The sequence below is a fragment of the Ruegeria sp. AU67 genome (genome assembly GCF_900312795.1).
Taxonomy (GTDB): Bacteria; Pseudomonadota; Alphaproteobacteria; order Rhodobacterales; family Rhodobacteraceae; genus Ruegeria; species Ruegeria atlantica.
Window position 1 is genome coordinate 89,544 of record NZ_OMPH01000006.1, and the last position, 23,954, is coordinate 113,497.

The 23,954-nt window shown below is 58.1% G+C and carries 26 protein-coding genes; 18 read left to right on the forward strand and 8 right to left on the reverse strand.

Annotation, left to right across the window (positions count from 1 at the left end; translation table 11 throughout):
* Positions 1–34: 34 nt before the first annotated feature.
* From DK510_RS01870 to DK510_RS01885, 4 genes are all read left to right on the forward strand, one after another.
* Positions 35–823, forward strand: a complete 789-nt coding sequence (locus DK510_RS01870; protein ID WP_109310666.1) for an exodeoxyribonuclease III — start codon at positions 35–37, stop codon at positions 821–823.
* Between the two features lie 76 nt (positions 824–899).
* Complete coding sequence (trxA, locus tag DK510_RS01875; RefSeq protein WP_109310667.1) at positions 900–1,817, forward strand: thioredoxin; 918 nt, start codon at positions 900–902, stop codon at positions 1,815–1,817.
* 27 nt (positions 1,818–1,844) lie between these two features.
* Complete coding sequence (locus DK510_RS01880) at positions 1,845–2,486, forward strand: LON peptidase substrate-binding domain-containing protein (protein WP_109310668.1); 642 nt, start codon at positions 1,845–1,847, stop codon at positions 2,484–2,486.
* On the forward strand, positions 2,483–2,668 hold the full coding sequence (locus DK510_RS01885) for a Trm112 family protein (RefSeq protein ID WP_109310669.1): 186 nt from the start codon (positions 2,483–2,485) through the stop codon (positions 2,666–2,668). The genes DK510_RS01880 and DK510_RS01885 overlap by 4 nt, the downstream gene beginning before the upstream one ends.
* On the opposite strand, the gene DK510_RS01890 is transcribed toward DK510_RS01885, so the two are convergent.
* Positions 2,665–3,927 (reverse strand): FAD-dependent monooxygenase, encoded by a 1,263-nt coding sequence (locus DK510_RS01890; protein WP_234998854.1) that lies wholly within the window; start codon positions 3,925–3,927, stop codon positions 2,665–2,667. The genes DK510_RS01885 and DK510_RS01890 overlap by 4 nt on opposite strands.
* 54 nt (positions 3,928–3,981) lie before the next feature.
* Here DK510_RS01890 and DK510_RS01895 point away from each other — a divergent pair, with 54 nt between their 5' ends.
* The 4 genes from DK510_RS01895 (at position 3,982) to DK510_RS01910 (ending at position 10,143) form a co-directional block, all read left to right on the forward strand.
* Positions 3,982–5,310 (forward strand): amidase, encoded by a 1,329-nt coding sequence (locus tag DK510_RS01895; protein ID WP_109310670.1) that lies wholly within the window; start codon positions 3,982–3,984, stop codon positions 5,308–5,310.
* Between the two features lie 108 nt (positions 5,311–5,418).
* Positions 5,419–6,600 carry an aminotransferase class I/II-fold pyridoxal phosphate-dependent enzyme gene (locus DK510_RS01900; RefSeq protein ID WP_109310671.1) on the forward strand — a complete coding sequence of 394 codons (1,182 nt, stop codon included), beginning with the start codon at positions 5,419–5,421 and terminating at the stop codon, positions 6,598–6,600.
* 14 nt (positions 6,601–6,614) lie between these two features.
* On the forward strand, positions 6,615–9,506 hold the full coding sequence (locus tag DK510_RS01905; protein ID WP_109310672.1) for a DNA translocase FtsK: 2,892 nt from the start codon (positions 6,615–6,617) through the stop codon (positions 9,504–9,506).
* A gap of 40 nt (positions 9,507–9,546) precedes the next feature.
* Positions 9,547–10,143: an outer membrane lipoprotein carrier protein LolA gene (locus DK510_RS01910; protein ID WP_109310673.1), complete on the forward strand. Its 597-nt coding sequence runs from the start codon at positions 9,547–9,549 to the stop codon at positions 10,141–10,143.
* A gap of 12 nt (positions 10,144–10,155) precedes the next feature.
* Here the strand turns inward: DK510_RS01910 and DK510_RS01915 are convergent, their stop codons facing one another.
* Both DK510_RS01915 and DK510_RS01920 read right to left on the reverse strand, forming a co-directional pair.
* On the reverse strand, positions 10,156–10,737 hold the full coding sequence (locus DK510_RS01915) for a hypothetical protein (RefSeq protein ID WP_058272557.1): 582 nt from the start codon (positions 10,735–10,737) through the stop codon (positions 10,156–10,158).
* A gap of 60 nt (positions 10,738–10,797) precedes the next feature.
* A complete protein-coding gene (locus DK510_RS01920) occupies positions 10,798–11,679 on the reverse strand; it encodes an AEC family transporter (protein ID WP_109310674.1) in 882 nt (293 codons plus the stop codon).
* An 80-nt stretch (positions 11,680–11,759) separates the two neighbouring features.
* Here DK510_RS01920 and hspQ point away from each other — a divergent pair, with 80 nt between their 5' ends.
* On the forward strand, positions 11,760–12,086 hold the full coding sequence (gene hspQ / locus DK510_RS01925) for a heat shock protein HspQ (RefSeq protein WP_108861127.1): 327 nt from the start codon (positions 11,760–11,762) through the stop codon (positions 12,084–12,086).
* 33 nt (positions 12,087–12,119) lie between these two features.
* On the opposite strand, the gene DK510_RS01930 is transcribed toward hspQ, so the two are convergent.
* From DK510_RS01930 to DK510_RS01945, 3 genes are all read right to left on the reverse strand, one after another.
* Entirely contained in the window at positions 12,120–13,697 is a 1,578-nt protein-coding gene (locus DK510_RS01930; RefSeq protein WP_109310675.1) for a gamma-glutamyltransferase family protein, read from the reverse strand.
* Between the two features lie 210 nt (positions 13,698–13,907).
* Complete coding sequence (locus tag DK510_RS01940; RefSeq protein ID WP_234998855.1) at positions 13,908–14,351, reverse strand: ATP-binding protein; 444 nt, start codon at positions 14,349–14,351, stop codon at positions 13,908–13,910.
* 28 nt (positions 14,352–14,379) lie between these two features.
* The gene (locus tag DK510_RS01945; protein ID WP_109310678.1) at positions 14,380–14,718 is read right to left on the reverse strand and encodes an STAS domain-containing protein; all 339 of its coding nucleotides are present in this window, start codon (positions 14,716–14,718) and stop codon (positions 14,380–14,382) included.
* Positions 14,719–14,820: 102 nt separating this feature from the next.
* On the opposite strand from DK510_RS01945, the gene DK510_RS01950 reads away from it, so the two are divergent.
* Together DK510_RS01950 and DK510_RS01955 are read left to right on the forward strand one after the other, a co-directional pair.
* On the forward strand, positions 14,821–15,993 hold the full coding sequence (locus DK510_RS01950) for an acetyl-CoA C-acyltransferase (protein WP_109310679.1): 1,173 nt from the start codon (positions 14,821–14,823) through the stop codon (positions 15,991–15,993).
* A 53-nt stretch (positions 15,994–16,046) separates the two neighbouring features.
* Positions 16,047–16,532 carry a GAF domain-containing protein gene (locus tag DK510_RS01955; protein WP_109310680.1) on the forward strand — a complete coding sequence of 162 codons (486 nt, stop codon included), beginning with the start codon at positions 16,047–16,049 and terminating at the stop codon, positions 16,530–16,532.
* A 17-nt stretch (positions 16,533–16,549) separates the two neighbouring features.
* On the opposite strand, the gene DK510_RS01960 is transcribed toward DK510_RS01955, so the two are convergent.
* On the reverse strand, positions 16,550–16,939 hold the full coding sequence (locus DK510_RS01960; RefSeq protein WP_058279764.1) for an SHOCT domain-containing protein: 390 nt from the start codon (positions 16,937–16,939) through the stop codon (positions 16,550–16,552).
* A 112-nt stretch (positions 16,940–17,051) separates the two neighbouring features.
* Complete coding sequence (locus tag DK510_RS01965) at positions 17,052–17,333, reverse strand: DUF1294 domain-containing protein (protein WP_109310681.1); 282 nt, start codon at positions 17,331–17,333, stop codon at positions 17,052–17,054.
* A 117-nt stretch (positions 17,334–17,450) separates the two neighbouring features.
* On the opposite strand from DK510_RS01965, the gene DK510_RS01970 reads away from it, so the two are divergent.
* The 7 genes from DK510_RS01970 to DK510_RS02000 are packed head-to-tail and all read left to right on the forward strand — an operon-like array spanning position 17,451 to position 23,950.
* Positions 17,451–18,020 carry a helix-turn-helix domain-containing protein gene (locus DK510_RS01970; protein ID WP_109310682.1) on the forward strand — a complete coding sequence of 190 codons (570 nt, stop codon included), beginning with the start codon at positions 17,451–17,453 and terminating at the stop codon, positions 18,018–18,020.
* Positions 18,020–18,643 carry a LysE family translocator gene (locus DK510_RS01975; RefSeq protein ID WP_109310683.1) on the forward strand — a complete coding sequence of 208 codons (624 nt, stop codon included), beginning with the start codon at positions 18,020–18,022 and terminating at the stop codon, positions 18,641–18,643. Before DK510_RS01970 ends, DK510_RS01975 begins: the two co-directional genes overlap by 1 nt.
* A gap of 4 nt (positions 18,644–18,647) precedes the next feature.
* Entirely contained in the window at positions 18,648–19,028 is a 381-nt protein-coding gene (locus tag DK510_RS01980) for a GFA family protein (protein WP_109310684.1), read from the forward strand.
* Between the two features lie 15 nt (positions 19,029–19,043).
* Entirely contained in the window at positions 19,044–21,494 is a 2,451-nt protein-coding gene (locus tag DK510_RS01985; RefSeq protein WP_109310685.1) for an FAD-dependent oxidoreductase, read from the forward strand.
* A gap of 18 nt (positions 21,495–21,512) precedes the next feature.
* Positions 21,513–21,989: a cupin domain-containing protein gene (locus tag DK510_RS01990; RefSeq protein ID WP_109310686.1), complete on the forward strand. Its 477-nt coding sequence runs from the start codon at positions 21,513–21,515 to the stop codon at positions 21,987–21,989.
* A 2-nt stretch (positions 21,990–21,991) separates the two neighbouring features.
* Positions 21,992–23,044 carry a zinc-binding dehydrogenase gene (locus tag DK510_RS01995; protein WP_109310687.1) on the forward strand — a complete coding sequence of 351 codons (1,053 nt, stop codon included), beginning with the start codon at positions 21,992–21,994 and terminating at the stop codon, positions 23,042–23,044.
* A gap of 12 nt (positions 23,045–23,056) precedes the next feature.
* A complete protein-coding gene (locus DK510_RS02000) occupies positions 23,057–23,950 on the forward strand; it encodes a homocysteine S-methyltransferase family protein (RefSeq protein ID WP_109310688.1) in 894 nt (297 codons plus the stop codon).
* Positions 23,951–23,954: the final 4 nt, after the last annotated feature.

The window sequence follows — 23,954 nt, forward strand, 5'->3', positions numbered from 1 at the left end:
TAACCTCCGCCCAACCGCGACAGAGGAATCCCCCATGCCCTTTACTCTTGCCACCTGGAACATCAACTCGGTCCGCCTGCGCGAACCTATCGTGCTGAAATTACTGCAGGAAGAAGCTCCCGATGTATTGTGTTTGCAGGAGTGCAAGTCGCCGGTTGAGAAGATCCCAACCGACGGATTTGCCGAACTGGGGTACACCCACATGGTTGCAAGGGGCCAGAAGGGGTATAATGGCGTCGCCATCCTGTCGCGCCTGCCGATGGAAGAGGTCGGCGATAAGGATTTCGCCGGTCTCGGTCACGCCCGCCACATCGCTGGGCGGTTGGAAAATGGTGTCACCATTCACAATTTCTACGTCCCGGCCGGTGGCGACATCCCGGACCGTGAAAAGAACGAGAAGTTCGGGCAGAAGCTCGACTATCTCACGGATATGCGCGACTGGTTCCATGCCGAAAAGCCCGAAAAATCCATTCTGGTTGGCGATTTGAACATCGCCCCGCGCGAGGATGACGTCTGGTCGCATAAGCAACTTCTCAAGGTCGTATCACACACGCCGATCGAGGTTGAGGCGCTGGCCGAAACGCAGGACGCAGGCGGATGGGTGGACATAACCCGTCAGGACATCCCCGAGGGGCAGCTATACAGCTGGTGGTCCTATCGCGCCCGCGATTGGGACGCTGCCGACAAGGGGCGGCGTCTGGACCATGTCTGGGCCACGCAGGATATCTCGAACGCAGGGCACTCCAGCCGCGTTCTGCGTGATGCGCGCGGGTGGGAAAAACCCAGCGACCACGCACCGGTCTTTGCGACATTCGACCTTTGACCCTGCAACTCTCCCCTTGGTTTCTGCCCATTGCAGTTGCATATAGGGGCCAAATTCGAACGAAAGAGTGAATGCCATGGACCTTCTGAACACCGCAGCCGGACCTGATACTGCCGATCTGATCAAGGACGGATCCGAGGCCACCTTTATGGCCGATGTCGTCGAGGCCTCGCAGGAAATCCCTGTGATCGTGGATTTCTGGGCACCATGGTGTGGTCCGTGCAAAACGCTTGGGCCGCTGTTGGAAGAGGCTGTGACCGCCGCCAAAGGGGCGGTGAAGATGGTCAAGATCAATGTGGATGAGGCACAGATGATCGCCTCGCAAATGCGCGTTCAGTCGATCCCGACCGTATACGCGTTCTACAAAGGTCAACCGGTCGACGGGTTTCAGGGTGCCGTTCCAGGGTCCGAGATCAAGGCGTTTGTGGACCGAGTGATTGAGGCCGCCGGTGGTGAAAGCCTAGGGGGTCAGCTGGATGACGCTGTCCTGGCTGCCGAAGAAATGCTGGCCGACGGCGCAGCTGTGGATGCCGCGCAGACCTTTTCCGCCATTCTGGGGGAAGACCCAAACCACGCCGCCGCTTATGGCGGTCTGGTGCGCGCCCAAATTGCAGCAGGCGATCTGGAGCAGGCCGAGGCCATTTTGAACGGCGCACCCGCAGAGATTTCAACCTCGGCTGAGGTTGAAGCAGCCCATGCCCAGCTTGAGCTGGCGAAGCAAGCGGCCGATGCAGGCCCAGTGGGTGAGCTGAAAGCAGCGGTCGAGGCGGATGCCGACAATCATCAGGCGCGGTTCGATCTTGCGCAGGCGCTGCACGCCAATGGTGAAGTTGAAGAGGCTGTTACGCAATTGTTGGAACTGTTCCGCCGCGACCGCGAGTGGGATGACGGCGCCGCAAAGGCGCAACTGTTCACCATTTTCGACGCGCTGAAGCCCAATGATCCGATTGTTCTGAACGGACGGCGCAAGCTCAGCTCGATGATATTTGCCTAATTCCTGATCAGGGCTACACTCGGGTACATGATGCATCCCGCTGACCTGCCGGAGACGGTATCCGTTTTCCCATTGCCCGGGGCGCTTTTGTTGCCCCGGTCTCGCTTGCCGCTACATATTTTTGAGCCGCGCTACCTGCAAATGCTGGACGACGCGCTGAAAACACCTGAACGGCTGATCGGCATGATCCAGCCGAATCCGTGTCAGACCAACGAAAGCAAACTGCATCAAATCGGCTGTGCCGGGCGTGTGACGCAGTTCTCTGAAACCGAAGACGGTCGGTATCTGATCACACTGTCCGGCGTCTCGCGTTTTCGGATCAAGTCCGAGTTGGATGCGTTTACGCCTTATCGCCGTTGTGCTGTTTCATGGGACGGGTTTGACCGCGATCTTGGCAAGGCCGAAGCAGACAATGCGTTCGACCGCTCGCGATTTTTAGATCTGCTTGAACGGTTTTTTTCTTCGCGCCAGCTTTCGACCGACTGGGACACGTTGAAGGACGCCGATGACGAGCTTTTGGTGAATTCTCTGTCGATGCTGCTGGATTTCGATCCCGAAGAGAAACAGGCGCTGCTTGAGGCGCCTTGCCTTCGCACGCGCCGCGAGACATTGGTGACGTTGATTGAATTCGCCATGCGCGGCGGATCGAGCGAGGAAAAAATGCAATGACCGAAGCCGAACACCCTTTTGACCGCCATATGCTTGAGGCGCTGATCTGCCCGCAAACGCACACCACGCTGCATTATGATGCCGAAAAGCAAGAACTGGTATCAAAGGCCGCCAATCTGGCTTTTCCGATCCGCAATGGCATTCCGGTCATGTTGGTGGATGAGGCGCGCGAGCTTGATTAAATCGCGCGCCCTTGTAGCAGTTTCGGAAGGTCTCCGGTTAGCCCGGCGGCCTCGCGTACAAAGCCGCGGCGCAGGCCTGGCATTGAACCAACGATCTCCATCCCGATGTCGCGCCCGAAGCGCAGGATGGGGTTGTCGTTGGAAAACAGCTTGTTGAACACATCTGTCGCCATAGCCAGCGCCGCCGTGTCGAACCGTCTCCATTCCTGATAGCGCTCCAGCACCAGAACTGATGCGATATCCTCGCCGCGCCGTCCAGCCAGTGTCAGAACTTCCGCCAAAGCGCCTACGTCGCGAAGACCTGCATTCAAACCCTGACCTGCGATTGGATGCATGCCGTGGGCCGCGTCGCCTACAAGCGCCATGCGGTCACCAATAAAGGAATTGGCGATGGTCAGGTTCAACGGATAGGTGAACCGGTCACCCTGCAGACGGATGTCCCCCAGAAAATCACCAAATCGCGGGCGCAATACCTGCAGGTAATCCGCCTCGGGCATGGCGTTGATGCGTTTGGCCATCTCAGAGCGTTCGCTCCATACAATCGAACTGCGGTTTTCGGTCAGCGGCAGAATTGCCAAAGGCCCCGGTGGCATGAAGAATTGATGCGCGATACCGTTGTGGGGCAGGTCATGCTCGATGGCGCAGACTAGCGCTGTTTGCCCATAGTCCCAACCTGTGCGCTTGATTCCGGCGCGCGTGGCCGTGCCGCTGCGGCGCCCGTCGCAGCCCACCAGAAATCCCCCAGTCAGGATTGTGCCATCATCCAGCGTCAGCGTTACACCGGTATCATCAGACGCCTGCGCGACAACGGTTTTGCCGCTGATCTGCGTGATGCTGTCCTGCTCGGCCATGGCATCCAGAAAGGCGCGGCGCAGGTGACGATCCTCGACCATGTAGCCCATTGGGCCTTCTTCGATCTCGGCATGGTCGAAATGCAAGAAAAACGGCGAGGGGCCAACTCCGGAATGGCCATCGGTGACCTTGATTTCAAGCATCGGCTGGGCATGTTCCGCTACCCTGTCCCAAACACCGATCGCATCCAAAAGCCGCTGCGAGGCCAGCGCCAACGCATAAGCGCGCCCGTCAAAGGCCGCGTTCTTTCGGGCTGTTTCGGCCAATGCGTCGATGACGGTGACAGAATGCCCTGTCTGGGCCAGTGCCAGTGCCAGGGCCGGCCCGTTCAGGCCGCCGCCTACGATCAGGATATCCGAGTTGTGTTCCATGGCTTGCAATATGCGCGCCCTTTCGGGATTGTCCATGTGCGGTCCTGTCGCTACCGTCCCTCAAAGTGCTTTTTTTGCAAGGGGGCAGGGATGCAGGACTGGCTGACCATGACGGCGTGTGATCTGGGTCGGGGTATCGGCATGGGACAGATCGATCCGGTTGAATTGACCGAGACTTATCTGGCCGCCATCGACGCGCATCCGCACCGCGACAGGATCTATGCCCGCGTTACGCATGATCGTGCTAGGGCCGAGGCGCAGGCTGCGCAGGAGCGCGCCAATCTGGGCCTGCGGCGGTCCCTGCTGGATGGTGTGCCGATCAGCTGGAAAGATCTTTTCGACACCGCCGACATAGCGACTGAGGCAGGCTCGGCCTTGCTGAAAGGCCGGGTTCCCGAAATGGACGCAGTCGTTGTGCGTAACGCCACCGCCATGGGCACGGTCTGTCTGGGCAAGACGCATATGAGCGAGCTGGCCTTCTCAGGCCTTGGCCTGAACCCGATCACTGGCACGCCCCCATGCATTGACGATGAAGACGCCGTATCCGGAGGCTCTTCTTCCGGCGCGGCCGCATCGGTGGCCTGGGGCCTTGCCGCCTGTGGGATCGGTTCGGATACGGGCGGGTCAGTGCGCATTCCAGCGGCATGGAACAATCTGGTCGGGCTGAAAACCACCGCCGGGCGCGTCAGCCTTGAAGGTACAGTGCCCTTGTGTCTGCGGTTCGACACTGTTGGTCCACTGACCCGCTCAGTCGAGGACGCGGCTCAGATGCTGGCCTTGCTCGAGGGGCGCTCTCCACCGGATCTTCGCGGTGCCAGCCTGAAAGGCCGCCGCTTTGCCAATCTTCAGACTGTGGCGCAGGACGACCTGAGGGATGAACCGCGTAAGGCCTTTGAGGATGGGTTGCAAAAACTCACCGAGGCAGGCGCCGAGATCGTACCGCTGGACGTCCCTGAGCTGCACGACGCCATGGTGCTGTCCGGCATTCTGTACACGACCGAAGCTTATGGGTTGTGGCGCGATGTGATCGAAGCCAACCCTAACGCCATGTACCCCGAGATTCTGGAGCGGTTTCGGTCGGGTCAAAACGCGACCGGTGCCGAATACATCGCGGCCTGGTCCAGGCTGAAAGCCTGCCGGGCTGCATGGGATGCCGCCACATCCGGGTTTGATGCGGTGCTTGCGCCGACAGCGCCCATTTTGCCGCCGAATCTGGATCGGTTGATGAATGACCATGACTACTATGTCACGGAAAATCTGTTGGCGCTGCGCAACACCCGTATTGGCAATCTGATGGGACTTGCTGCACTGACACTGCCGACCGGAATACCCGGGTGTGGCGTGATGATGATGGGATATCCGGGGTCAGAAGAGGCCCTGCTAAGGCTGGGATCAGCCGCCGAGGCGGCGTTGGCCTGAATGCCACAATCCCCTGATTCGCCGCCTCTTTGTCTGGACGAAACCGGGCGCGATCTGTAGTCTGCCTGTAAAACGGGGCGAAATGATCCCGGTATTGAGGCAGTAGTTATGAATTTCCCCGAACGGTTTTCGGACCTACCGGAATATGCATTCCCGCGTTTGCGCACCCTGTTGGATCATCACCAGCCGGGTGGTGAAGTGATTCACATGACCATTGGTGCACCGATGCATGATTTTCCGGCGTGGGTCACCGATGTGATCACAGAAAACGCGGCCGGGTTTAAGGGATACCCTCCAAACGAAGGGTCGCCCGAGTTGCGGTCGGCGATTACTGACTGGATTGATCGCCGCTATGGCGTTTCGATGGACCCTGACACCAACGTGATGGCGTTGAATGGCACGCGCGAAGGATTGTACAACGCCGCGATGGCGCTGTGCCCCGAGCAGAAAAACGGTGAAAAGCCCGCCATTCTGTGCCCGAATCCATTCTACCAGGTGTATATGGTGGCCTCGCTGTCGGTTCGTGCCGAGCCTGTATTCGTATCCGCAACTGCCGCCACAGGTCACTTGCCGAACTATTCGGGGCTACCAAAGGATGTTCTGAACCGCACCGTGGCGGCCTATATCTGTTCTCCCGCGAACCCGCAGGGCGCAATCGCCTCGCGCGACTATTGGGTCGAACTGATCCAACTGGCCGAAACCTATGATTTCCGCATCTTCGCGGATGAATGTTATTCCGAGATTTACCGCGACACGGCACCAACCGGTGTACTGACCGTCGCGCAGGAACTTGGGGTCGATCCGGAGCGGATCACCTTGTTCAATTCACTGTCGAAGCGGTCCAATCTGGCTGGTCTGCGCTCGGGCCTGATCGCCGGTGGTCCCGAGACCATCAAGAAGGTCAAGCAGTTACGCAACTACGCAGGTGCGCCTTTGCCGTTGCCTTTGCAGGCTGCCGCCGCAAAAGTTTGGGCAGATGAGGCGCATGTTGTAGAGAACCGCGCGCTGTATCAGGAAAAATACACGATCGCGGATGAGGTTTTCGCGGGCGTGCAGGGCTATATGGCGCCTGAAGCCGGGTTTTTCCTATGGCTGCCAGTCGAAAATGGCGAGGAAACCACATTAAGGCTGTGGCAGGAAACCGGTGTCCGGGTGCTGCCTGGTGCATATCTTTCTCAAGGTGATCCGGGGCAAAACCCGGGCGAACAATTTATCCGGGTCGCAATGGTGGCCCCAAAAACAGAGTTGCGGCAGGGGCTGATTACGCTCCGTGACTGCATCTATTCGTGAGGTACGAGGGCAAAATGGCATCATATAACGCGCGCAACCGCGATCCATTGCTGGACAGTACGACCCAGGCCGCCATCGAAAGGCGTAGCAAGGAACTGATCGGGATCGCCCTGATCCTGCTAGGGCTGGCTTCAGCCGCGATGATCTGGTCCTACACGCCGGATGATCCGAACTGGATGGTTTCGACAGACGCGCCGGTGCAGAACTGGATGGGGCGGATCGGGGCGTCGATCGCTGCGCCGCTGTTCATGATCGTTGGGTGGGGCAGTTGGAGTATCGCGCTGGTGCTGATCGGTTGGGGCATACGCTTTGCCGGACATTTTGGCGAGGACCGCGCGGTGGCCCGCCTGATCTTTGCTCCGATCTGGATTGCCATCGTTTCCGTTTATGCCGCGACTTTGGTGCCGGGTGAGGCATGGCGCACGACCCACAGCTTTGGTCTGGGGGGCTTGTTTGGTGATACCGTCATGGGTGCGTTGCTGACACTGCTGCCTATATCGTCACATTTCATGGTCAAACTGATGTCGCTGGCGATGGCAGCTGGCATGCTGGTGCTGGGTACATTTGTCCTTGGGTTCACAAAAGCCGACGTGCGCAAAGGCACGCGTGCCTTCTTGTTGGGCCTTGTGATGTCCTATGACATGTTGATGAACCTCTTGGGTCGCAGTGCGTCGGTGACCGCACAGGCGGCACGAGATCGCCGGGCACAGTGGGAAGAGCGTAAGGCCATCCGCGCAGAGGCCAACGACGCGGTGTTTGACGATGATATGGCGTATGCCGATCCGATGTTCGAAGAGCCGGATTTCGAAGAGCCCGAACCCGCAAAACCCGGTCTGCTGGCGCGGATGCCAAGCCTGATCCGCCGCGCCGATCCCATGCCGGAACCCGAACTGGTCGCTCGCGAACCGGTTGCCGGATTCGATGAAATGCCGGGTGAAGATCGTATTAAGTCCAAGATTTCCGCAGCCGTACGCAATCGCAAAGTGGCCGCGGGTGAAGTGGCGCCAGAGGTCGATCCAACCCTGCCTTTGACCAAAGGGCGTGGCCGGGGGCCGGACCCGTTGATTTTGAACGCCAGAGGCGGAGAGGAGCTTCCGCCCGAGCCGCCGATGACATTGGACGGTCTGCCGCCTGAGCCGATGCTGACAGCAGAGCCAGAACCCGAGTGGCAGCAGGAACCCCTGCATCATGATTTTGCGGCCGAGCCCGTCTTTGAGGATGAGGCCGTATTTGAAGACGCACCCGAACCGGCCCCGCTTCCTGCGATGAAAATTCCAGTGGCCGAACCGCGCAAACCCGTAGTGGCACAGCCCGTGCGCCGCACCCCTGCGCCGTCGCGTCGTGCACAGGCCGAAGCACAGCCTGGGCTGTCCTTTGAAGACCGGCATTCGGACTTTGAGCTGCCGCCTCTGAGCTTGCTGTCCAACCCTTCCAGCATTCAGCGCCATCACCTCAGCGATGAGGCATTGGAAGAAAACGCGCGCATGTTGGAAAACGTGCTGGACGACTATGGCGTCAAGGGTGAGATCACCAGTGTCCGGCCCGGCCCGGTTGTTACCATGTACGAACTAGAGCCTGCTCCGGGCCTGAAAGCGAGCCGGGTTATCGGTCTGGCCGACGATATCGCGCGCTCGATGTCGGCACTGTCGGCACGTGTTTCGACCCTGCCGGGTCGTTCGGTGATCGGGATCGAACTGCCCAATGAAAACCGCGAGATGGTAGTGTTGCGCGAAATCCTTGCCAGCCGTGATTTTGGTGATGGTAACCACGCGCTGCCACTGGCGCTGGGCAAGGATATCGGCGGCGAATCCATGGTCGCAAACTTGGCAAAGATGCCCCACTTGTTGATTGCGGGGACAACCGGTTCCGGTAAGTCGGTCGCGATCAACACCATGATCCTATCGCTGCTATATAAGCTGACACCGGACGAATGTCGCCTGATCATGATCGACCCCAAGATGCTGGAACTGTCCGTCTATGATGGCATTCCGCATCTGCTGTCGCCCGTTGTGACCGACCCGAAAAAGGCGGTTGTCGCCCTGAAATGGGTCGTGGGCGAGATGGAAGACCGCTATCGCAAGATGTCCAAGATGGGCGTGCGCAACATCGCGGGTTACAATGGTCGCGTGAAGGACGCGTTGGCCAAGGGCGAGATGTTCAGCCGCACCGTGCAGACCGGGTTCGACGATGAAACCGGCGAGCCAACGTTCGAGACAGAAGAGTTCGCGCCAGAAGCGATGCCATACATCGTCGTGATTGTTGATGAGATGGCCGACCTGATGATGGTCGCGGGCAAAGAGATCGAGGCCTGTATCCAGCGACTGGCGCAGATGGCAAGGGCCTCGGGTATTCACCTGATCATGGCCACGCAGCGCCCCTCGGTCGATGTGATTACCGGTACGATCAAGGCGAACTTCCCAACCCGGATTTCGTTCCAGGTGACCTCGAAAGTCGACAGCCGCACTATTCTGGGCGAAATGGGGGCCGAGCAACTGCTGGGGCAGGGCGACATGCTTTATATGGCAGGTGGCGCCAAGATCACTCGTTGCCACGGCCCGTTTGTTTCGGACGAGGAGGTCGAGGAAATCGTCAACCACCTGAAACAGTTCGGCCCACCGGACTATGTGAACACCGTGCTGGACGGTCCATCTGAGGATAAAGCCGACAACATCGACGCGGTTCTGGGCCTGAACACGGGCGGCAATACGAATGGTGAGGATGCTTTGTACGATCAGGCGGTAGGGATTGTGATCAAGGATCGCAAATGCTCGACCTCATACATTCAGCGAAAACTTGCCATTGGCTATAACAAAGCTGCGCGACTTGTTGAGCAAATGGAGGATGAAGGTGTTGTTTCGTCGGCAAATCACGTCGGGAAACGCGAAATCCTCGTCCCTGAACAATAGGATATTTAATAACAAGGGCAGAGCGCTTATCTGGGGACTTATGAAACAGATTGCCTTTGCCCTTGCTTTGACACTCGCCGCGCCTGCGGCCTGGGCGGCTGATAAGCTGCCGTTGTCCCAAATCTCAAACTACCTCAATGGCCTCAAAACCGTCGAGACCACGTTTACACAAGTCAACGATGACGGTTCCCTGAGTACCGGTAAGCTGTGGCTAGAGCGCCCCGGTAAAATGCGGTTTGAATATGATCCGCCCAACAGCGCTGTGGTTCTGGCGCGCGCAGGTACGGTACAGATCTTTGACCCTAAATCGAACCAGCCGCCGGAACAGTATCCGCTGAAACGTACACCGTTATCGCTGGTCCTGGCGCGCAACGTCAATCTGGGACAGGCGAATATGGTGGTGGCCCATGATTTTGACGGGACGGCCACGGTTGTTACTGCTCGGGATCCAAAGAACCCCGAATCCGGACGGATTGAGCTGATGTTCACGGGGGACCCGATCGAGCTGCGCAAATGGGTCATTCACGACAATGCTGGCAGTCAGACGACCGTGTTGCTGGGTCAGTTGACCACTGGTGGCGACCTCAGCAATGATTTGTTTTCCAGATCAAAAAGAAGCGGGTCAGGCAATCGCTGACCCGCACTCCTGTCAGTAGCGGCAATTGGCCAGCTGCGCCTGATAAAGTTTGGCGCGTGCGTCGACGTCATTGGCGACGTTCAACAGCCAGGATTTGCTGTTATGGCTGCCTCGGGCAAAGCCGGTGTGCCCCTCGTGATACGCCAGATACTGGTTGCGCGTATCTGTAGGGTGAATACCGTTCCGCTGATGGCTTTTGTTCATGTACCAGCCGATGAAATCTGACGCATCGCGGATACGGTCCCGCTTGGCGCGGCGTTTGCCGGTCTCTTTGCGGTATTCATCCCAAGTGCCGTCCAGGGCCTGGCTGAAACCGTAGGCGCTGCTTTGACGGCCCATCGGGATCACACCCAGAACGTATTGGTGCGGCGTACGTGCGTCGTGCTTATAGCGGCTTTCCTGATAGATCGTCGCCATCTGAACGTGAATTGGGACGCCCCATTTCCGTTCGGTGCTTTTGAACGCCTTGATAAAATCAGGCCGTTCGCGCGCAATGCTGCACGCGTCATTCAATCTGCTCGGTGGCTGTTTGGACCCGCCACCGCAGGATGCCAAAAGCAGCACCCCGAAGAGTACGAAAAGAATTCTGCTCATGTGCCTCGTGCCTTTTTTCTTTATTCTAGCGCAAATTGAGCGTTTAGGAAATCACAATCGTCATAGAACAATGGCTAGAATTATAGGCAAAGCGCCCACGCTAAGCACAGTTGATACCATGACCATCCCTGCAACCGCGTCCGAATCCGCGTCAAACCGCTCGGCCAGCAGGTACGATGTAACCGCGACCGGTGTGCACATCTGCAGGACCAATACTCCAAAGGCGGTTGAGTCCAGATCAAAGAACCGGGCTATTGCCCAGCCGAGCGCGAAGCAGACCAGCAGCTTCAGGACGGACAGCCAGATCGCCTGACCCAATTTGCGTGTCGTCAGCCTTGCAATTGCCACGCCGACTGTAATCAACATCATAGGAATGGCCATTTGGCCTAGCAGCTCTAGCGTATTGGTCAGGAACAGTGGCGTTTCCCAGTCTTGCCATAGGAATAAGGCCCCAAGCAGGGTTGCCCAAACCATCGGTTCGCGCGCGACTTTGCCGAATGCACCCTTTCCAGCGACGAGGTAAATTCCATAGGTGAAGGAAAACAGGGCGGTAATGGCCAGGAAAATGACTGCAAAACCAAGGCCTGCCTGGCCAAACGCAAAAATGCACAGCGGCAGGCCCAGATTTCCGGTATTGCCAAAAATCAATGGCGACAGGTAAGTCCGACGGTCCAGGTTTGAAAGTCGAACGAAAACGCCAAAGGCCACGGCAAGGCCAACATGACCCGCAATTGCGGCCAGTGTGAAGCGGGTCAACTCTCCTGCCGGGATTTCGGTCTGCATTAGCGCTACAAAGATCAGGCTGGGCACGGCCAGCGTCACGGCAAGGCGCGTCACAAACTCCAAACGGTACTCAAAACCAAGTTTGACCCAGGTGAATCCAATGCCCGCCAGCAGGAAAACCGGCGCCACAATTTCGAACACTGTCAGTAAGATGTTCACAGACTGTTTCCTTTAATTTCCGATCAATGATTGGCATTCCGGCCCGGAAAGAGGTAGTAAGATCTCTGGGGGCTGAGATAATGCTGAAGACAAATGCCAAGTACCGCCTGGGACAGGTGGTCCGCCATAAAAAGCATCCCTTCCGAGGGGTGATTTTTGACGTGGACCCGGAATTTTCCAACACAGAAGAGTGGTATCAGGCCATTCCCGAGGACAGCCGCCCCATCAAGGATCAGCCGTTTTATCATCTGCTCGCAGAAAACGACCAATCCTTCTATGTGGCTTATGTTTCAGAACAAAATCTGGTTGCGGACCAATCGGGGGAACCGGTTGAGCATCCTGATATTCCTGACATGTTCGGTCCTTTCGAGAATGGCGCGTACCCGCTGCACTTTAATTTGAACTAAGTAATTGGTGCGCCAGATTGCGCGCCCCGGTGGTCAATAACCTAACGCACAACCGTCTTTTCTGGGGTCGCTTGCGCCCTCCAGAACACCATCTGTGCGGATTCGGATTGCTTGCGCTCCGCCAAGTGGCGTTTCTGGAACCTGAACGTTGTGCCCAAAATCGCTCAATTGTTGAGATGTGCTGGGCGGAATCCCGCGCTCAAGTTTCAGAACGCCGCCGTCTGCAAAGGCGCGTGGGGCGTCCACAGAGGCCTGCAAACCCAACCCATGATCCGTGAGATTGGACAATAGGCGCGCATGGCCTGTTGGTTGAAAAGCTCCGCCCATCACGCCGAATGGCATGAGCACACGGCCATCCTGTTTGAGCATACCGGGAATGATCGTGTGCATCGGGCGTTTGCCCGGGCCAAGCTCGTTTGGGTGACCGGCGCTCAGGTTGAAGCCTGAGCCGCGGTTTTGCAGCAAAATCCCGTATTTTTCCGATGCGATGCCAGACCCGAAGCTGTGAAATATGGAATAGATCAGCGAAACGGCCATCCGATCCCGGTCAACAACCGTGACATAGACCGTGTCCTTATGAATGGACTCGGTTAGTGGGGCCGCCGCTGGCATGGCGCGCTTGGGGTCAATCAACGCGGCCAGCTTGTCCGCCACGCTCTGGTCGAGGAATCGTTCAGCGTGGGTTGTGTGATCGGGGTCCGCAATGAACCGATTGCGCGCGTCATAGGCGAGTTTCGAGGCCTCGGCCTCAAGATGGATGAGTTCAGGGCCAAACGGGTTAAGGCCCGCCAGGTCAAAGTTCTTCAGGATATTCAAAAGCAGGATTGCAGTCGCACCCTGGCCGTTGGGCGGGTGTTCGACAAGATCGATGCCGTTGTAGTTTCCGCTGACAGGCTGGGATTTTGTGCATTGCGTGGCCAGAAAATCCTCGGCCGTGTGAACACCACCCAATGCTGTTAGGGCGTCAATCATATCCTGTGCAATTTCACCGGAATAGAAGGCGTCACGACCATTGCGAGCAATCTGGCGCAGAACCTCGGCTTGCCCTGGCGCGCGAAAGACCTGACCTGTTTTCGGCGCTTCGCCGTCAGTCAGGTAATGCTTGCGTGCAGCCCCCTGCAGCGTGTCAGCCCCCGTTTTCCAATCATAGGCGACCCGGGGTGCGACCGGGACACCCACCTCGGCGTAGTGTATGGCTGGCTGTAGAATTGCGTCCAGCCCAAGCTTTCCTTCGGATATCGCCAAATGGCAAAACGCATCAATTGCACCGGGAATGGTCACAGCATCGGGCGTGTTCAATGGAACTGAGTCTAGCCCCTCGGTCCGCAACCGATCGGCATCCGCGGCTGCTGGCGCACGGCCAGACCCGTTCAGAGCCCGAATTTGATCTTCGCCCGCGCGATTGAACAGAACAAAGCAATCACCGCCGATCCCGGTCATCTGTGGTTCACAAATGCCCAGTAGCACGGCGCCTGCGATAGCGGCATCCATGGCATTGCCGCCTTGCTGCAGAATACTCACCGCAGCCTGCGCGGCCAGAGGATGTGATGTGGCGCACATTCCTTCGGTTGCCAAAACTTCGGACCGACCCGGAGTGTGAAAATCCCGCATAGCTTTGCCTTCTCCCTTTGAACGCGCCGAAGGTAAAGCGTGGTCAGAGAGTGTCTAGTCACATCAAGGAGAAGATCCTCGGCGCCGTTCACTGGGTGGGGGCTGTGACACGAGGCGCCGAGGGAAGCTATCTGAGCTACGGATACCTTTTTGCCCTTTGTTTGCGGCGCGGCAATGGTGCGATCAGGGCCTTTATGTGACGATTTTGGGTCAGGTGGTCGGGTTTGGAAAGTCAAACCGCCGCGACAACCGGTTGCAGCCATTGCGATGTTCATAGCGAATGTCGCTGGTCAGTTCGTGGATCAGGAACCAGCCAAACCCGCCTTCGGGCAACTCGTCGAGTGCCGATCCCAAAGGCGCGGGCACACCATCGGGCACGCGAAATCCAGGCAAAGGAGTCCCGGTGTCAGAGATCAAAATATCCAGCCAATTTTGGTGCAGCCGACAATGCACCCGGACCTTGGCCGGGGTGACGTCCGAATAGGCATGCTCGACAACGTTGTTGATCGCCTCGGCCAGAGCGATTTTCACGTCGCTCGCCTTGTGTGGCGGTAGGCCCTGCGCCTCCAGCCCTTTGCTTAGCTGGGCGATACCAACACTGGCTTCGGCTTCGGTTGCAGTAAAGCTCAGATCCAAGCAGTTCCCGTTCCCCATCGACATCGCGCCTATTCAATCCGTGAAATCATTCCGCTGGCGGTGCCAGAGCGTCGTCCAGGGTAGGATAGAGGTTGAAAACCGTATCCATGCGGGTCAGCCGAAACACCTTTTCGACAAACGGGTGCAACCCGGCCAAATCCAACCTGCGGTCACTGCCCAGTTGTTTCATCGACGCGACGATAGCCCCAAGGCCACTTGAGTCGATGAATTCGACCCCCGTCAGATCCAGGACCACACGCGGCGCGCCGCCTTCGGCCTCATTGCGCATGTCTTCCTTGAGCTGAATAGCTATTGCGGCATCAATCCGGTCCGAATGCACGGTAATGATCTGCGTTGTGTCTGTTATCTTACTGGTCAGGGCCATGCGCGCGGGTTCTCTAAACTGAAAATCACTCGTAGAAATACGCTAGACGGCAATTCTTAACATTCGGTATCCATCTCAGTAGAAAAGCGAAGGAGCATCCAGATGAAGCAAGTCGTTATCGCCGGCGCGGCGCGGACCCCGATGGGTGGGTTTCAGGGGATGTTCGATACCGTGACAGCGGCCGATCTGGGCGGCGACGCCATCAGGGCAGCGTTGCAAGGGGCCGGTACTGAAACCGTTGACGAAGTCCTTATGGGATGTGTTTTGCCGGCCGGGCAGGGGCAGGCGCCCGCGCGCCAGGCCGGTTTTGCGGCAGGGTTGGGCGAAGACGTTCCCGCCACAACGCTGAACAAAATGTGCGGATCGGGCATGAAAGCGGCCATGATGGCCTATGACCAGATCGCTTTAGGGCATGCCGATACAATGATCGCGGGCGGGATGGAGAGCATGACGAACGCGCCATACCTTTTACCCAAAATGCGCGAAGGCGCGCGATTGGGTCATACGCAGGCAATGGATCATATGTTCTTGGACGGGCTCGAGGACGCTTACGACAAAGGTCGCCTGATGGGCACATTCGCCGAAGACAGTGCCGAGGCCTATCAGTTCACGCGCGAAGCGCAGGACGAATATGCGCTGCGTTCATTGTCAAATGCGCTGGCCGCACAGAAAAACGGCGCATTCGCGGATGAAATCACGCCGGTTACGGTCCGCACCCGCAAGGGTGAGGTCACGCAGGCCACGGATGAACAGCCGCTTTCGGCACGGCCCGAGAAGATCCCGACGCTCAAGCCGGCGTTTCGTAAGGACGGTACTGTCACCGCAGCAAACTCCTCTTCGATATCGGATGGCGCGGCTGCATTGGTTCTGGCATCCGAGGACGCAGCCCAAGCGCAGGGTCTGACCGTTCGTGCCCGTATCGTCGGCCACGCTAGCCATGCGCAGGCACCGGGGCTGTTTACGACGGCACCTGTTCCGGCCGCGCAGAAACTTCTGACAAACATCGGCTGGTCGAAAGAAGATGTCGATCTGTGGGAGGTTAACGAAGCCTTTGCGGTCGTGCCGATGGCCTTCATGCACGAGATGAGGCTGCCCCGCGATATCGTCAACGTGAACGGCGGGGCTTGCGCACTTGGGCATCCGATCGGTGCGTCGGGTGCGCGGATTATGGTCACGCTGCTGAACGCGTTGGAAAAGCGAAACCTGAAACGCGGGGTGGCGGCGATCTGCATCGGCGGCGGCGAAGGCACGGCGATAGCCATCGAACGCGTTTGACGCTTCACCTTTTTCCAAATACCCCGGCGCAAACCCCTGCCACGAGTTCCGACATGACAGCTGATTACGATACACTTGCCAAGACCATCGCCGCACTGACCGAGGGTGAAACCGACAATGTGGCCCTGATGGCCACGGTCGCGTGCGAGGTGCATCATTCCGATGATCGTTTTGACTGGACAGGCTTCTACCGTGTCACCGAGCCGGGGCTTTTGAAGATTGGACCTTATCAAGGTGGGCACGGCTGTCTGGTTATCCCGTTCGACCGCGGTGTTTGTGGCGCTGCCGCCCGTACGGGCGAGGTACAGTTGGTGCCGGATGTGGATGCGTTTCCGGGCCATATCGCCTGCGCATCTTCGACCAGATCCGAGGTGGTGCTGCCAGTGCACAACGCCGCCGGTGACGTCATTGCGGTGTTCGATATCGACAGTGATCAACCCAACGCGTTTAATGAACAAGACGCAAGGCAACTGAGCGGAATTCTGTCCAGCGTATTCGCCAAGAAAAAATGGCCGGGGGCGTACCCCCGGCCATATTGATTAGTGTGTGCTTCCTATCAGGTGCTCAGAAGCTTGGCTTTCTGCGCCGCAAACTCCTCATCCGTCAGAACGCCTTTTTCCTTTAGCGCAGCAAGCCGTTCCAGCTCATCCGCAGCAGATACGGTCGCGACTGAGCGGATATAGTCCTTTTGCGCCTGTTCGATCTGGCTCATAGCCTCGGCATTGTGTTGGTGCATCTTGTCGCCGCGGACAATCAGGTAGGCCAGAACACCCATCCATGGAATCAGGATGACAAAGGCGATCCAGACTGCCTTTCCACCGCCGCTTAGGTCCTTGGAGCGGAAGACATCGGCCACAACCGAAATCATCACCCAGAACCAGGCCACCATCAGAAACAGCCAGAAGATTGACCAGACTATGTCGAAGAAACCGATGCCGTTGTCCATTTGTCATTCAACCCTTTGCGAATGCGTAAGAATAATCATATTCAGATAGAATGGGAGTGTAGCAGACAGTTTCCCAAATGGTTAGCACCTAATCCCTGATGGAAATCTCGCGCTAGACCAGACTGGGCAATTCCAAGACCGCCAGAAGATAGGCCAGGACAGCCTGAGCGCCGAAAATCCCAAAGATGTAGTATGAAAACAGCCGCTTGCGGGTTTTGTGTCTGAAAATCCACCGCCCCAGCAATGCGCCTGGACTGCCGCCCAGCGCCGCCAGCCACAATAGTTTTCGTTCCGGGATACGCCCTTTCCGCCGTCTTGCCCGCAGCTTATCCCAGCCAAAGGCAAGCAAAGTCAGGGTGTTGACGACCCACAGATAAATCACCGCAATCCACATGGTTGACGGATATCCAAACAATGTCGTGGACCCAAGTGAAAAAAATCTTGGATTTTTCACGGAATCAATGCATCGTGAAAAACGAGGAGAAAATTTCACCAAACTTCGGAGCGTTCAGTGAACAGCCAAGCCCCGCACAGCGCCACACTCGGAGCCGATCTTCGGGCTTTGCGTAAGGCGCGTGGGTTGACGCTGACCGAGATCGCTGCACGTCTGGGTCGTTCTGTAGGTTGGCTTAGCCAAGTCGAGCGCGACAAATCCGACCCCTCAATTTCCGACCTGCGCCAGATTGCCGAATGTCTGGGCGTGCCGATGTCGATGCTGTTCGCGCATTCCTCCGCTCCGGCAGATGAGCAGGGGTATGTGGTGCGCGCCGGAACGCGCCGCCCGATGGGGTCCGGTGAGGAAGGGTTGATCGAAGAACTGCTTTCGCCCGATCTGACCGATGATTTCGAAATGGTGCATTCCACATTCAAGCCCCGATCGAAAATGCAAACCCCGGCCAACCGACCAACGCAGGAGGTAGGGTACATGGTGTCAGGGCGGTTGGCACTGACGATCAGTGGGCGCCAGTTTTCGGTCGGCCCCGGCGACAGCTTTCGGATCAAACATGAACCCTATCAATGGTCGAACCCCTATGATGAGCCCGCAGTGGCCATCTGGGTTATCGCTCCGCCGGTGTACTGATGAGCTTTGAAGCCTGGACCATATTCGCGCTGTTTTGGGTGGTGTTCGTCACCACTCCGGGTCCGAATGCGGTAAACTGCATCTCGAACGGAATGAGCCTGCCGTTTCCCAAGGCGATGCTAGGTGTTTTGGCGATTCTGACGCAGGCCAGCACGTTTTTGATTCTGTCAGCACTAGGTGTGACCGCGTTGATCGCAGCCTCCCCAACCGGGTTTTTCATCGCCAAACTGGTTGGTGCAGGGTTCCTGATTTGGGTTGGGGTTCGCGGTTGGATGAATGCCACGCGTCCGGCACCAGTTACCGAACGCCCTGCGCGTCACGTGTATCTACACGCACTGGCGGTTGCGACGATCAATCCTAAAAGCGTGGCAGGGTATCTCGCCGCCTTTTCGCAATTTGTGCAACCGGATGTGCCGATCTGGCAGCAGATGGTCGTCATCATGCCCACGGCGCTGGTCGTTACCACGCTCAGCTATACCGGGTTCACCCTGATGGGCACATTGATGGGCAAAGCGGCGCTGGGAGCGGTTTTCAACACTTGGGTGCGTCGTGTCATGGCCGCCTGTTTCATCATCTATGGCGTGTTGCTGGGTGCCAGCTCCACGCCCGCAGCTAGGGGGTAATCAGATGCAAAACGGTTCTTGCCTCTGCGGCGCAGTCGCGTTCACGATTGCCGGAGAGCTTTCACAGCCTTCGGCCTGCCATTGCGGTCAATGCCGCAAGCAGTCCGGCCATGTTTGGTCTTCGACCTGGACACATCAGGATAACTTGAGCTTCACCGCCAGCGATACGCTGACTTGGTTCCGCGCTTCGGACACCGCCCGCCGCGGTTTCTGCCGTTCCTGCGGCTCGTTCCTCTTCTGGCAGCACAATGACGAGGACACGATTTCAATTTCCATGGGTGCGCTCAGCGAGCCCACGGGTCTAACGCTCTCGAAGCATATCTTTGTCGCCGACAAGGGCGATTACTACGACATCACAGACGATCTGCCCCAACGGGCACAGTAACAAGGATCAAGACCAATGAGCGATTTTCCGACAAAAGCCCGCGTGGTTGTTATCGGTGGCGGTGTGGTGGGGGCCTCCTCGCTGTACCATCTGGCCAAGAAGGGCTGGACTGATTGTGTTCTGCTGGAAAAGAACGAACTGACCGCTGGCTCGACTTGGCACGCGGCGGGTAACGTTCCGACCTTCTCGAATTCATGGGCGATCATGAACATGCAGCGGTACTCAACCGAGCTGTATTCGCGTTTGGGCGAAGAGGTCGACTATCCGATGAACTACCACGTTTCAGGCTCGATCCGTCTTGCGCACAGCAAGGAGCGGATGCAAGAGTTCGAACACGCCATGGCGATGGGACGCTATCAAGGCATCCCGATGGAGATGTGGACCCCGGAAGAAGCTAAAGAGCGCTATCCTTTCCTGGAGACGCACGATCTTGAAGGCGTTCTGTACGATCCCACCGATGGTGATATTGATCCGGCGCAGCTGACACAGGCACTGGCCAAGGGTGCCCGTGACATGGGCCAGAAGATCATCCGCTTTTGCCCGGCAACTGGCGTAATTCAGCACGACGACGGCACCTGGACCGTACACACCGACAAAGGCGATATAGCCTGCGACTATGTTGTGAACGCCGCTGGGTATTACGCGCAGCGCGTGGGAGAGTGGTTCAAGCCCTTTGGCGGCCGCACAGTTCCCGCGATGGTGATGAGCCACCAGTACCTGCTGACGGACGAAGTTCCAGAAATTGAAGAATGGTCCAAAGCGAACGGTGGTAAGAAACTGCCACTGCTGCGCGACGTGGATATCTCGTACTACCTGCGGCAGGAAAAGAATGGTTTCAACCTTGGTCCGTATGAGCCTAACTGCAAGGGCCACTGGATGACTGAAGACGATGCTATGCCCGAGGATTTCTCGTTCCAGCTGTGGAACGATGATCTGGACCGCATCGAGGATATCGTCACTGACGCGATGGAGCGGGTTCCGCTGATGGCAACCTCGGGCGTTGGCCGTGTCATCAACGGCCCGATCCCCTATGCACCGGATGGCCTGCCGCTGATCGGCCCGATGCCGGGAGTTAGAAACGCGTTCGAAGCGCACACCTTTACTTTCGGCATCGCGCAGGGCGGTGGCGCGGGCAAAGTGCTGGCCGAATGGATCGTCGATGGCGCGACCGAATGGGACATGTGGGCCGTCGATCCGCGCCGCTACACCGACTACACAGATCAGGACTACTGCAACCAGAAAGGTCTGGAAGTTTATGGCAACGAATACGCCATGCACTTCCCTCATCACGAATGGCCTGCCGCACGCGACAAGAAACTGTCGCCGGTGCATGACAAGGTCAAAGCGCTGGGCGGCGTGATGGGTGCCTATAACGGATGGGAGCGCGCCAACTGGTTCGCAAAGCCGGGCGACGACACGTCGCTTGATGCCACCCATACCTGGGGTAGGTCCGGCCCGTGGGAGCAGCGGATCCAAGAAGAATGCGAGGCCGTGCGAGATGATTGTGGAGTGCTGGATCTGCCAGGCTTCTCGCGCTTCATGGTCAAGGGAGAGGGCGCCGCTGAGGCGTTGCGCGGTCTCGCAACCGGAGGGCTGCCAAAGGTTGGCCGGATGAACCTCATCTATGTCTCTGATGATCGTGGCCGCATTCTGACCGAGATGTCCTGTATCCGTCTGGGCGAGGACGAATTCGTCATGATCACCGCCGCCACTGCGCAATGGCATGACCGTGACATCCTGATGAACGCAATGCCTGCCAGTGTGTCGATCGAGGACGTGACAACCTCGCGTGACACTCTGATCGTCACGGGCCCGAAATCGCGCGAGATCCTGTCGAACCTGACGGACGCCGATCTGACCACTGGTTGGCTGACCCACCAGTCCGCCACCGTAGCTGGCCAGCCCGCCTACCTGATCCGCGTCTCTTTTGCCGGTGAACTGGGCTGGGAAGTGCATGCCCTGAACGAGCATATGCCTGCGATCTATGACGCGATCATCGGCGCCGGTGCCACGCCGTTCGGGATGTATGCCCTGAACTCACTGCGTATCGAAAAAGGCTATCGGGCATGGAAGGGTGACCTGTCGACCGACTACTCTCTGCTGGAAGGTGGGCTGGAGCGGTTCGTCAAACTCGACAAGCCGCAGGACTTCCCCGGCAAGGCCGCGATCCTGAACGAAAAGCAGCAGGGCGTAAAAAAGGCCTTTGTGACCATTACAGTGGATGCAGGAGACTGCGACGCGCCCTACATGTCCTGCATCTGGCAGAACGGCGAGATCGTGGGCGAGACCACTTCGGGCGCATGGGGTTACCGCGTCGGCAAGTCCATCGCGCTGGGCATGGTCAAGGCCGAGCTTGCCAACCCCGGCACCGAGCTTGAAGTCGAAATCTACGGCCAAAAGTGCCGCGCCGTGGTAGAGCAGGATCAGCCGCTCTGGGATCCTGAGAACGAGCGGTTGCGCGCTTAACTTCTCACGGAGACCGCTATGAGCAAACGATACGCCAAACTGAGACCCGGTGAGGGTCCCAACTATGACTGGGAAAATGACCACACCTTTGTGAAAGTGTCTGGTCAGGACACCGATGGCGCATACACGCTCATGGAAGACAATCTGAAGGCCAGCTTCGCGCTTGGCCTTCATCGCCATGACACCCACGCTGAGACTTTTTACTTTCTGGAAGGTGCGGTGGATTTCTACGTTGATGGCGACTGGCATCGCTGTACTCCGGGCACAACCATGCATGTCCCGCCCGGAGTACCCCATGCGTGTCGTGTCGCCGATGGCGCGCCCGCCAGAATGCTGATGATCTTTCAGCCCTCGGGGTTCGATGGGTTTCTGGCCGAACTGGCGACGATGACCGAGGCTGACTTTGCAGATGAGGCGAAAATGGCCGAGCTGAACGCGCGTTTCGACATTGTGTCGATGGGGCCGGTTCCAGCCCATCCGGAAGACAGGGCCTGAAGATGACCACGCCCACGAAAATGTCCGGCGTTTACCTGACGCGCCACGGCGGTCCCGAAGCGCTGGAATGGTGCGAGGATATTCCGGTCCCAACGCCTGGTTCGGGGCAGGTTCTGATTCGGGTCGCGGCCGCAGGGGTAAACAACACCGACATCAATACACGGGTCGGTTGGTATTCCTCGGACGTGACCGGGGCAACGGACGCCGTTGATCAGGATGTTGATGCCGGAGGCTGGGGAGGTGCGTTGGCGTTTCCGCGCATTCAGGGTGGCGATCTGTGTGGGATAGTCGAATTGGCAGGGCAAGAGACCGGGTTTCAAGCCGGGCAACGGGTGACCTGCCCGATCAACTTGCCACGCCCGCGTCCCGGCAATCCGACTGGCTTTATCGCATTAGGCTCTGAAATCGACGGCGCGTTTGCGCAATACTGTCTGGTTCAGGCCGGCGACCTGTATGACGTGACGGCCTCACCCCTGTCAGATGTCGAAATCGCCGCCATCCCCTGTGCATTTGGCACGGCCGAGAACCTGTTAACCCGTGCTGGCGTGACCGCTGGGCATAAGGTGCTGATTACCGGTGCCTCAGGCGGCGTGGGCCTTGCCGCCGTGCAACTGGCGTCTCTACGCGGGGCGACGGTTTGGGGCGTTACGGGATCAACCAAGACCGAGGTGGTCAAAGCGCAGGGGGCCGTGGACACCTTTGACCGCAACGCGCCGCCGCCCAAGGACATGTTCGACGTCGTGATCGACGTTGTCGGAGGCCCGGCTTGGCCCGGCCTGATCGTAGCTCTGAAACCCGGCGGTCATTATGCCGTTTCCGGGGCAATCGCAGGACCAATCGTTTCGGCTGACCTGCGTGAGATCTACCTGCGCGACATCACGATTCACGGCTGCACACATCAGGCATTTGAAGTCTTTGGCCGCCTTGTCGAGATGATGAATGCGGGCCGCATCAAGCCTTTGGTTTCCAAGACCTATTCACTAAGAGACATCGCCAAGGCGCAGGAGGACTTTCAGTCCAAGGCGTTGCCGGGAAAACTCGTTCTAATTCCGTAGGGAGGTTGGCAATTGGCGGATATCACGCTTCTGGATGGCTCGATTGGGCAAGAACTGGTCAAACGCAGCGGGGACAAGCCCACGCCGCTGTGGTCGACGCGCGTGATGATCGACCACCCGGAACTGGTGGAAGAGGTACACGCCGAATATTTCCGCCGTGGCGCGACGGTTGCGACGACCAATACCTACGCGGTCCATCGTTCTCGGTTGGAGCGTCTGGATATGGAGGATCAATTGCCCGACCTGGTCCATGCTGCGGTTGCTCAGGCGAACCGTGCGCGCGCTGGCGGTTCCGGGCGCATCGCCGGGGCGCTGGGTCCTTTGCTGGCGTCTTATCGCCCCGATCTGAATCCTGATGTGGAAGACGCCGCCGAAAAGTTTGCCGAGTTAGTTACCCTCATGTCCGATGACGTCGACCTTTTCCTGATCGAAACCGTTTCCTCGGTGCAAGAGGCCGAAGGGGCCCTGCGTGGTACGGCTGAGGCAGGCAAACCGGTCTGGCTGGCGCTTTCTGTGATGGATGATGACGGAACACGGCTGCGATCTGGTGAAATGCTTGCCGATATTGCGCCTCTTGTGGATCGGTTTAACCCTGACGCTGTTCTGATAAACTGTTCCCGCCCCGAGGCCATTCCTGCCGGGCTCAAGGTTATAGCCACGATGGGGCGGCCATTTGGGGCCTATGCAAATGGGTTCACCGGGATTGCACAGGATTTCCTGAAAGACGCGCCGACTGTCGACGTGTTGACACAGCGCCACGATCTTGGACCCGAGGCTTATGCCGATCATGCCATGGAATGGGTAGCGCAGGGGGCAACGATTGTTGGCGGATGCTGCGAAGTCGGGCCGGATCACATAGAGGTCCTTGCCGATCGATTGCGGTCCGCCGGGCACCGGATTGTCTGAGAGG

Coding starts and splice junctions, on each gene's coding strand:
- DK510_RS01870 (WP_109310666.1), top strand. CDS start 35: ATGCCCTTTACTCTTGCCACCTGGAACATCAACTCGGTCCGCCTGCGC.
- trxA (WP_109310667.1), top strand. CDS start 900: ATGGACCTTCTGAACACCGCAGCCGGACCTGATACTGCCGATCTGATC.
- DK510_RS01880 (WP_109310668.1), top strand. CDS start 1,845: ATGATGCATCCCGCTGACCTGCCGGAGACGGTATCCGTTTTCCCATTG.
- DK510_RS01885 (WP_109310669.1), top strand. CDS start 2,483: ATGACCGAAGCCGAACACCCTTTTGACCGCCATATGCTTGAGGCGCTG.
- DK510_RS01890 (WP_234998854.1), bottom strand. CDS start 3,927: ATGGACAATCCCGAAAGGGCGCGCATATTGCAAGCCATGGAACACAAC.
- DK510_RS01895 (WP_109310670.1), top strand. CDS start 3,982: ATGCAGGACTGGCTGACCATGACGGCGTGTGATCTGGGTCGGGGTATC.
- DK510_RS01900 (WP_109310671.1), top strand. CDS start 5,419: ATGAATTTCCCCGAACGGTTTTCGGACCTACCGGAATATGCATTCCCG.
- DK510_RS01905 (WP_109310672.1), top strand. CDS start 6,615: ATGGCATCATATAACGCGCGCAACCGCGATCCATTGCTGGACAGTACG.
- DK510_RS01910 (WP_109310673.1), top strand. CDS start 9,547: ATGAAACAGATTGCCTTTGCCCTTGCTTTGACACTCGCCGCGCCTGCG.
- DK510_RS01915 (WP_058272557.1), bottom strand. CDS start 10,737: ATGAGCAGAATTCTTTTCGTACTCTTCGGGGTGCTGCTTTTGGCATCC.
- hspQ (WP_108861127.1), top strand. CDS start 11,760: ATGCTGAAGACAAATGCCAAGTACCGCCTGGGACAGGTGGTCCGCCAT.
- DK510_RS01930 (WP_109310675.1), bottom strand. CDS start 13,697: ATGCGGGATTTTCACACTCCGGGTCGGTCCGAAGTTTTGGCAACCGAA.
- DK510_RS01940 (WP_234998855.1), bottom strand. CDS start 14,351: ATGGGGAACGGGAACTGCTTGGATCTGAGCTTTACTGCAACCGAAGCC.
- DK510_RS01945 (WP_109310678.1), bottom strand. CDS start 14,718: ATGGCCCTGACCAGTAAGATAACAGACACAACGCAGATCATTACCGTG.
- DK510_RS01950 (WP_109310679.1), top strand. CDS start 14,821: ATGAAGCAAGTCGTTATCGCCGGCGCGGCGCGGACCCCGATGGGTGGG.
- DK510_RS01955 (WP_109310680.1), top strand. CDS start 16,047: ATGACAGCTGATTACGATACACTTGCCAAGACCATCGCCGCACTGACC.
- DK510_RS01960 (WP_058279764.1), bottom strand. CDS start 16,939: ATGGACAACGGCATCGGTTTCTTCGACATAGTCTGGTCAATCTTCTGG.
- DK510_RS01965 (WP_109310681.1), bottom strand. CDS start 17,333: ATGTGGATTGCGGTGATTTATCTGTGGGTCGTCAACACCCTGACTTTG.
- DK510_RS01975 (WP_109310683.1), top strand. CDS start 18,020: ATGAGCTTTGAAGCCTGGACCATATTCGCGCTGTTTTGGGTGGTGTTC.
- DK510_RS01980 (WP_109310684.1), top strand. CDS start 18,648: ATGCAAAACGGTTCTTGCCTCTGCGGCGCAGTCGCGTTCACGATTGCC.
- DK510_RS01985 (WP_109310685.1), top strand. CDS start 19,044: ATGAGCGATTTTCCGACAAAAGCCCGCGTGGTTGTTATCGGTGGCGGT.
- DK510_RS01990 (WP_109310686.1), top strand. CDS start 21,513: ATGAGCAAACGATACGCCAAACTGAGACCCGGTGAGGGTCCCAACTAT.
- DK510_RS01995 (WP_109310687.1), top strand. CDS start 21,992: ATGACCACGCCCACGAAAATGTCCGGCGTTTACCTGACGCGCCACGGC.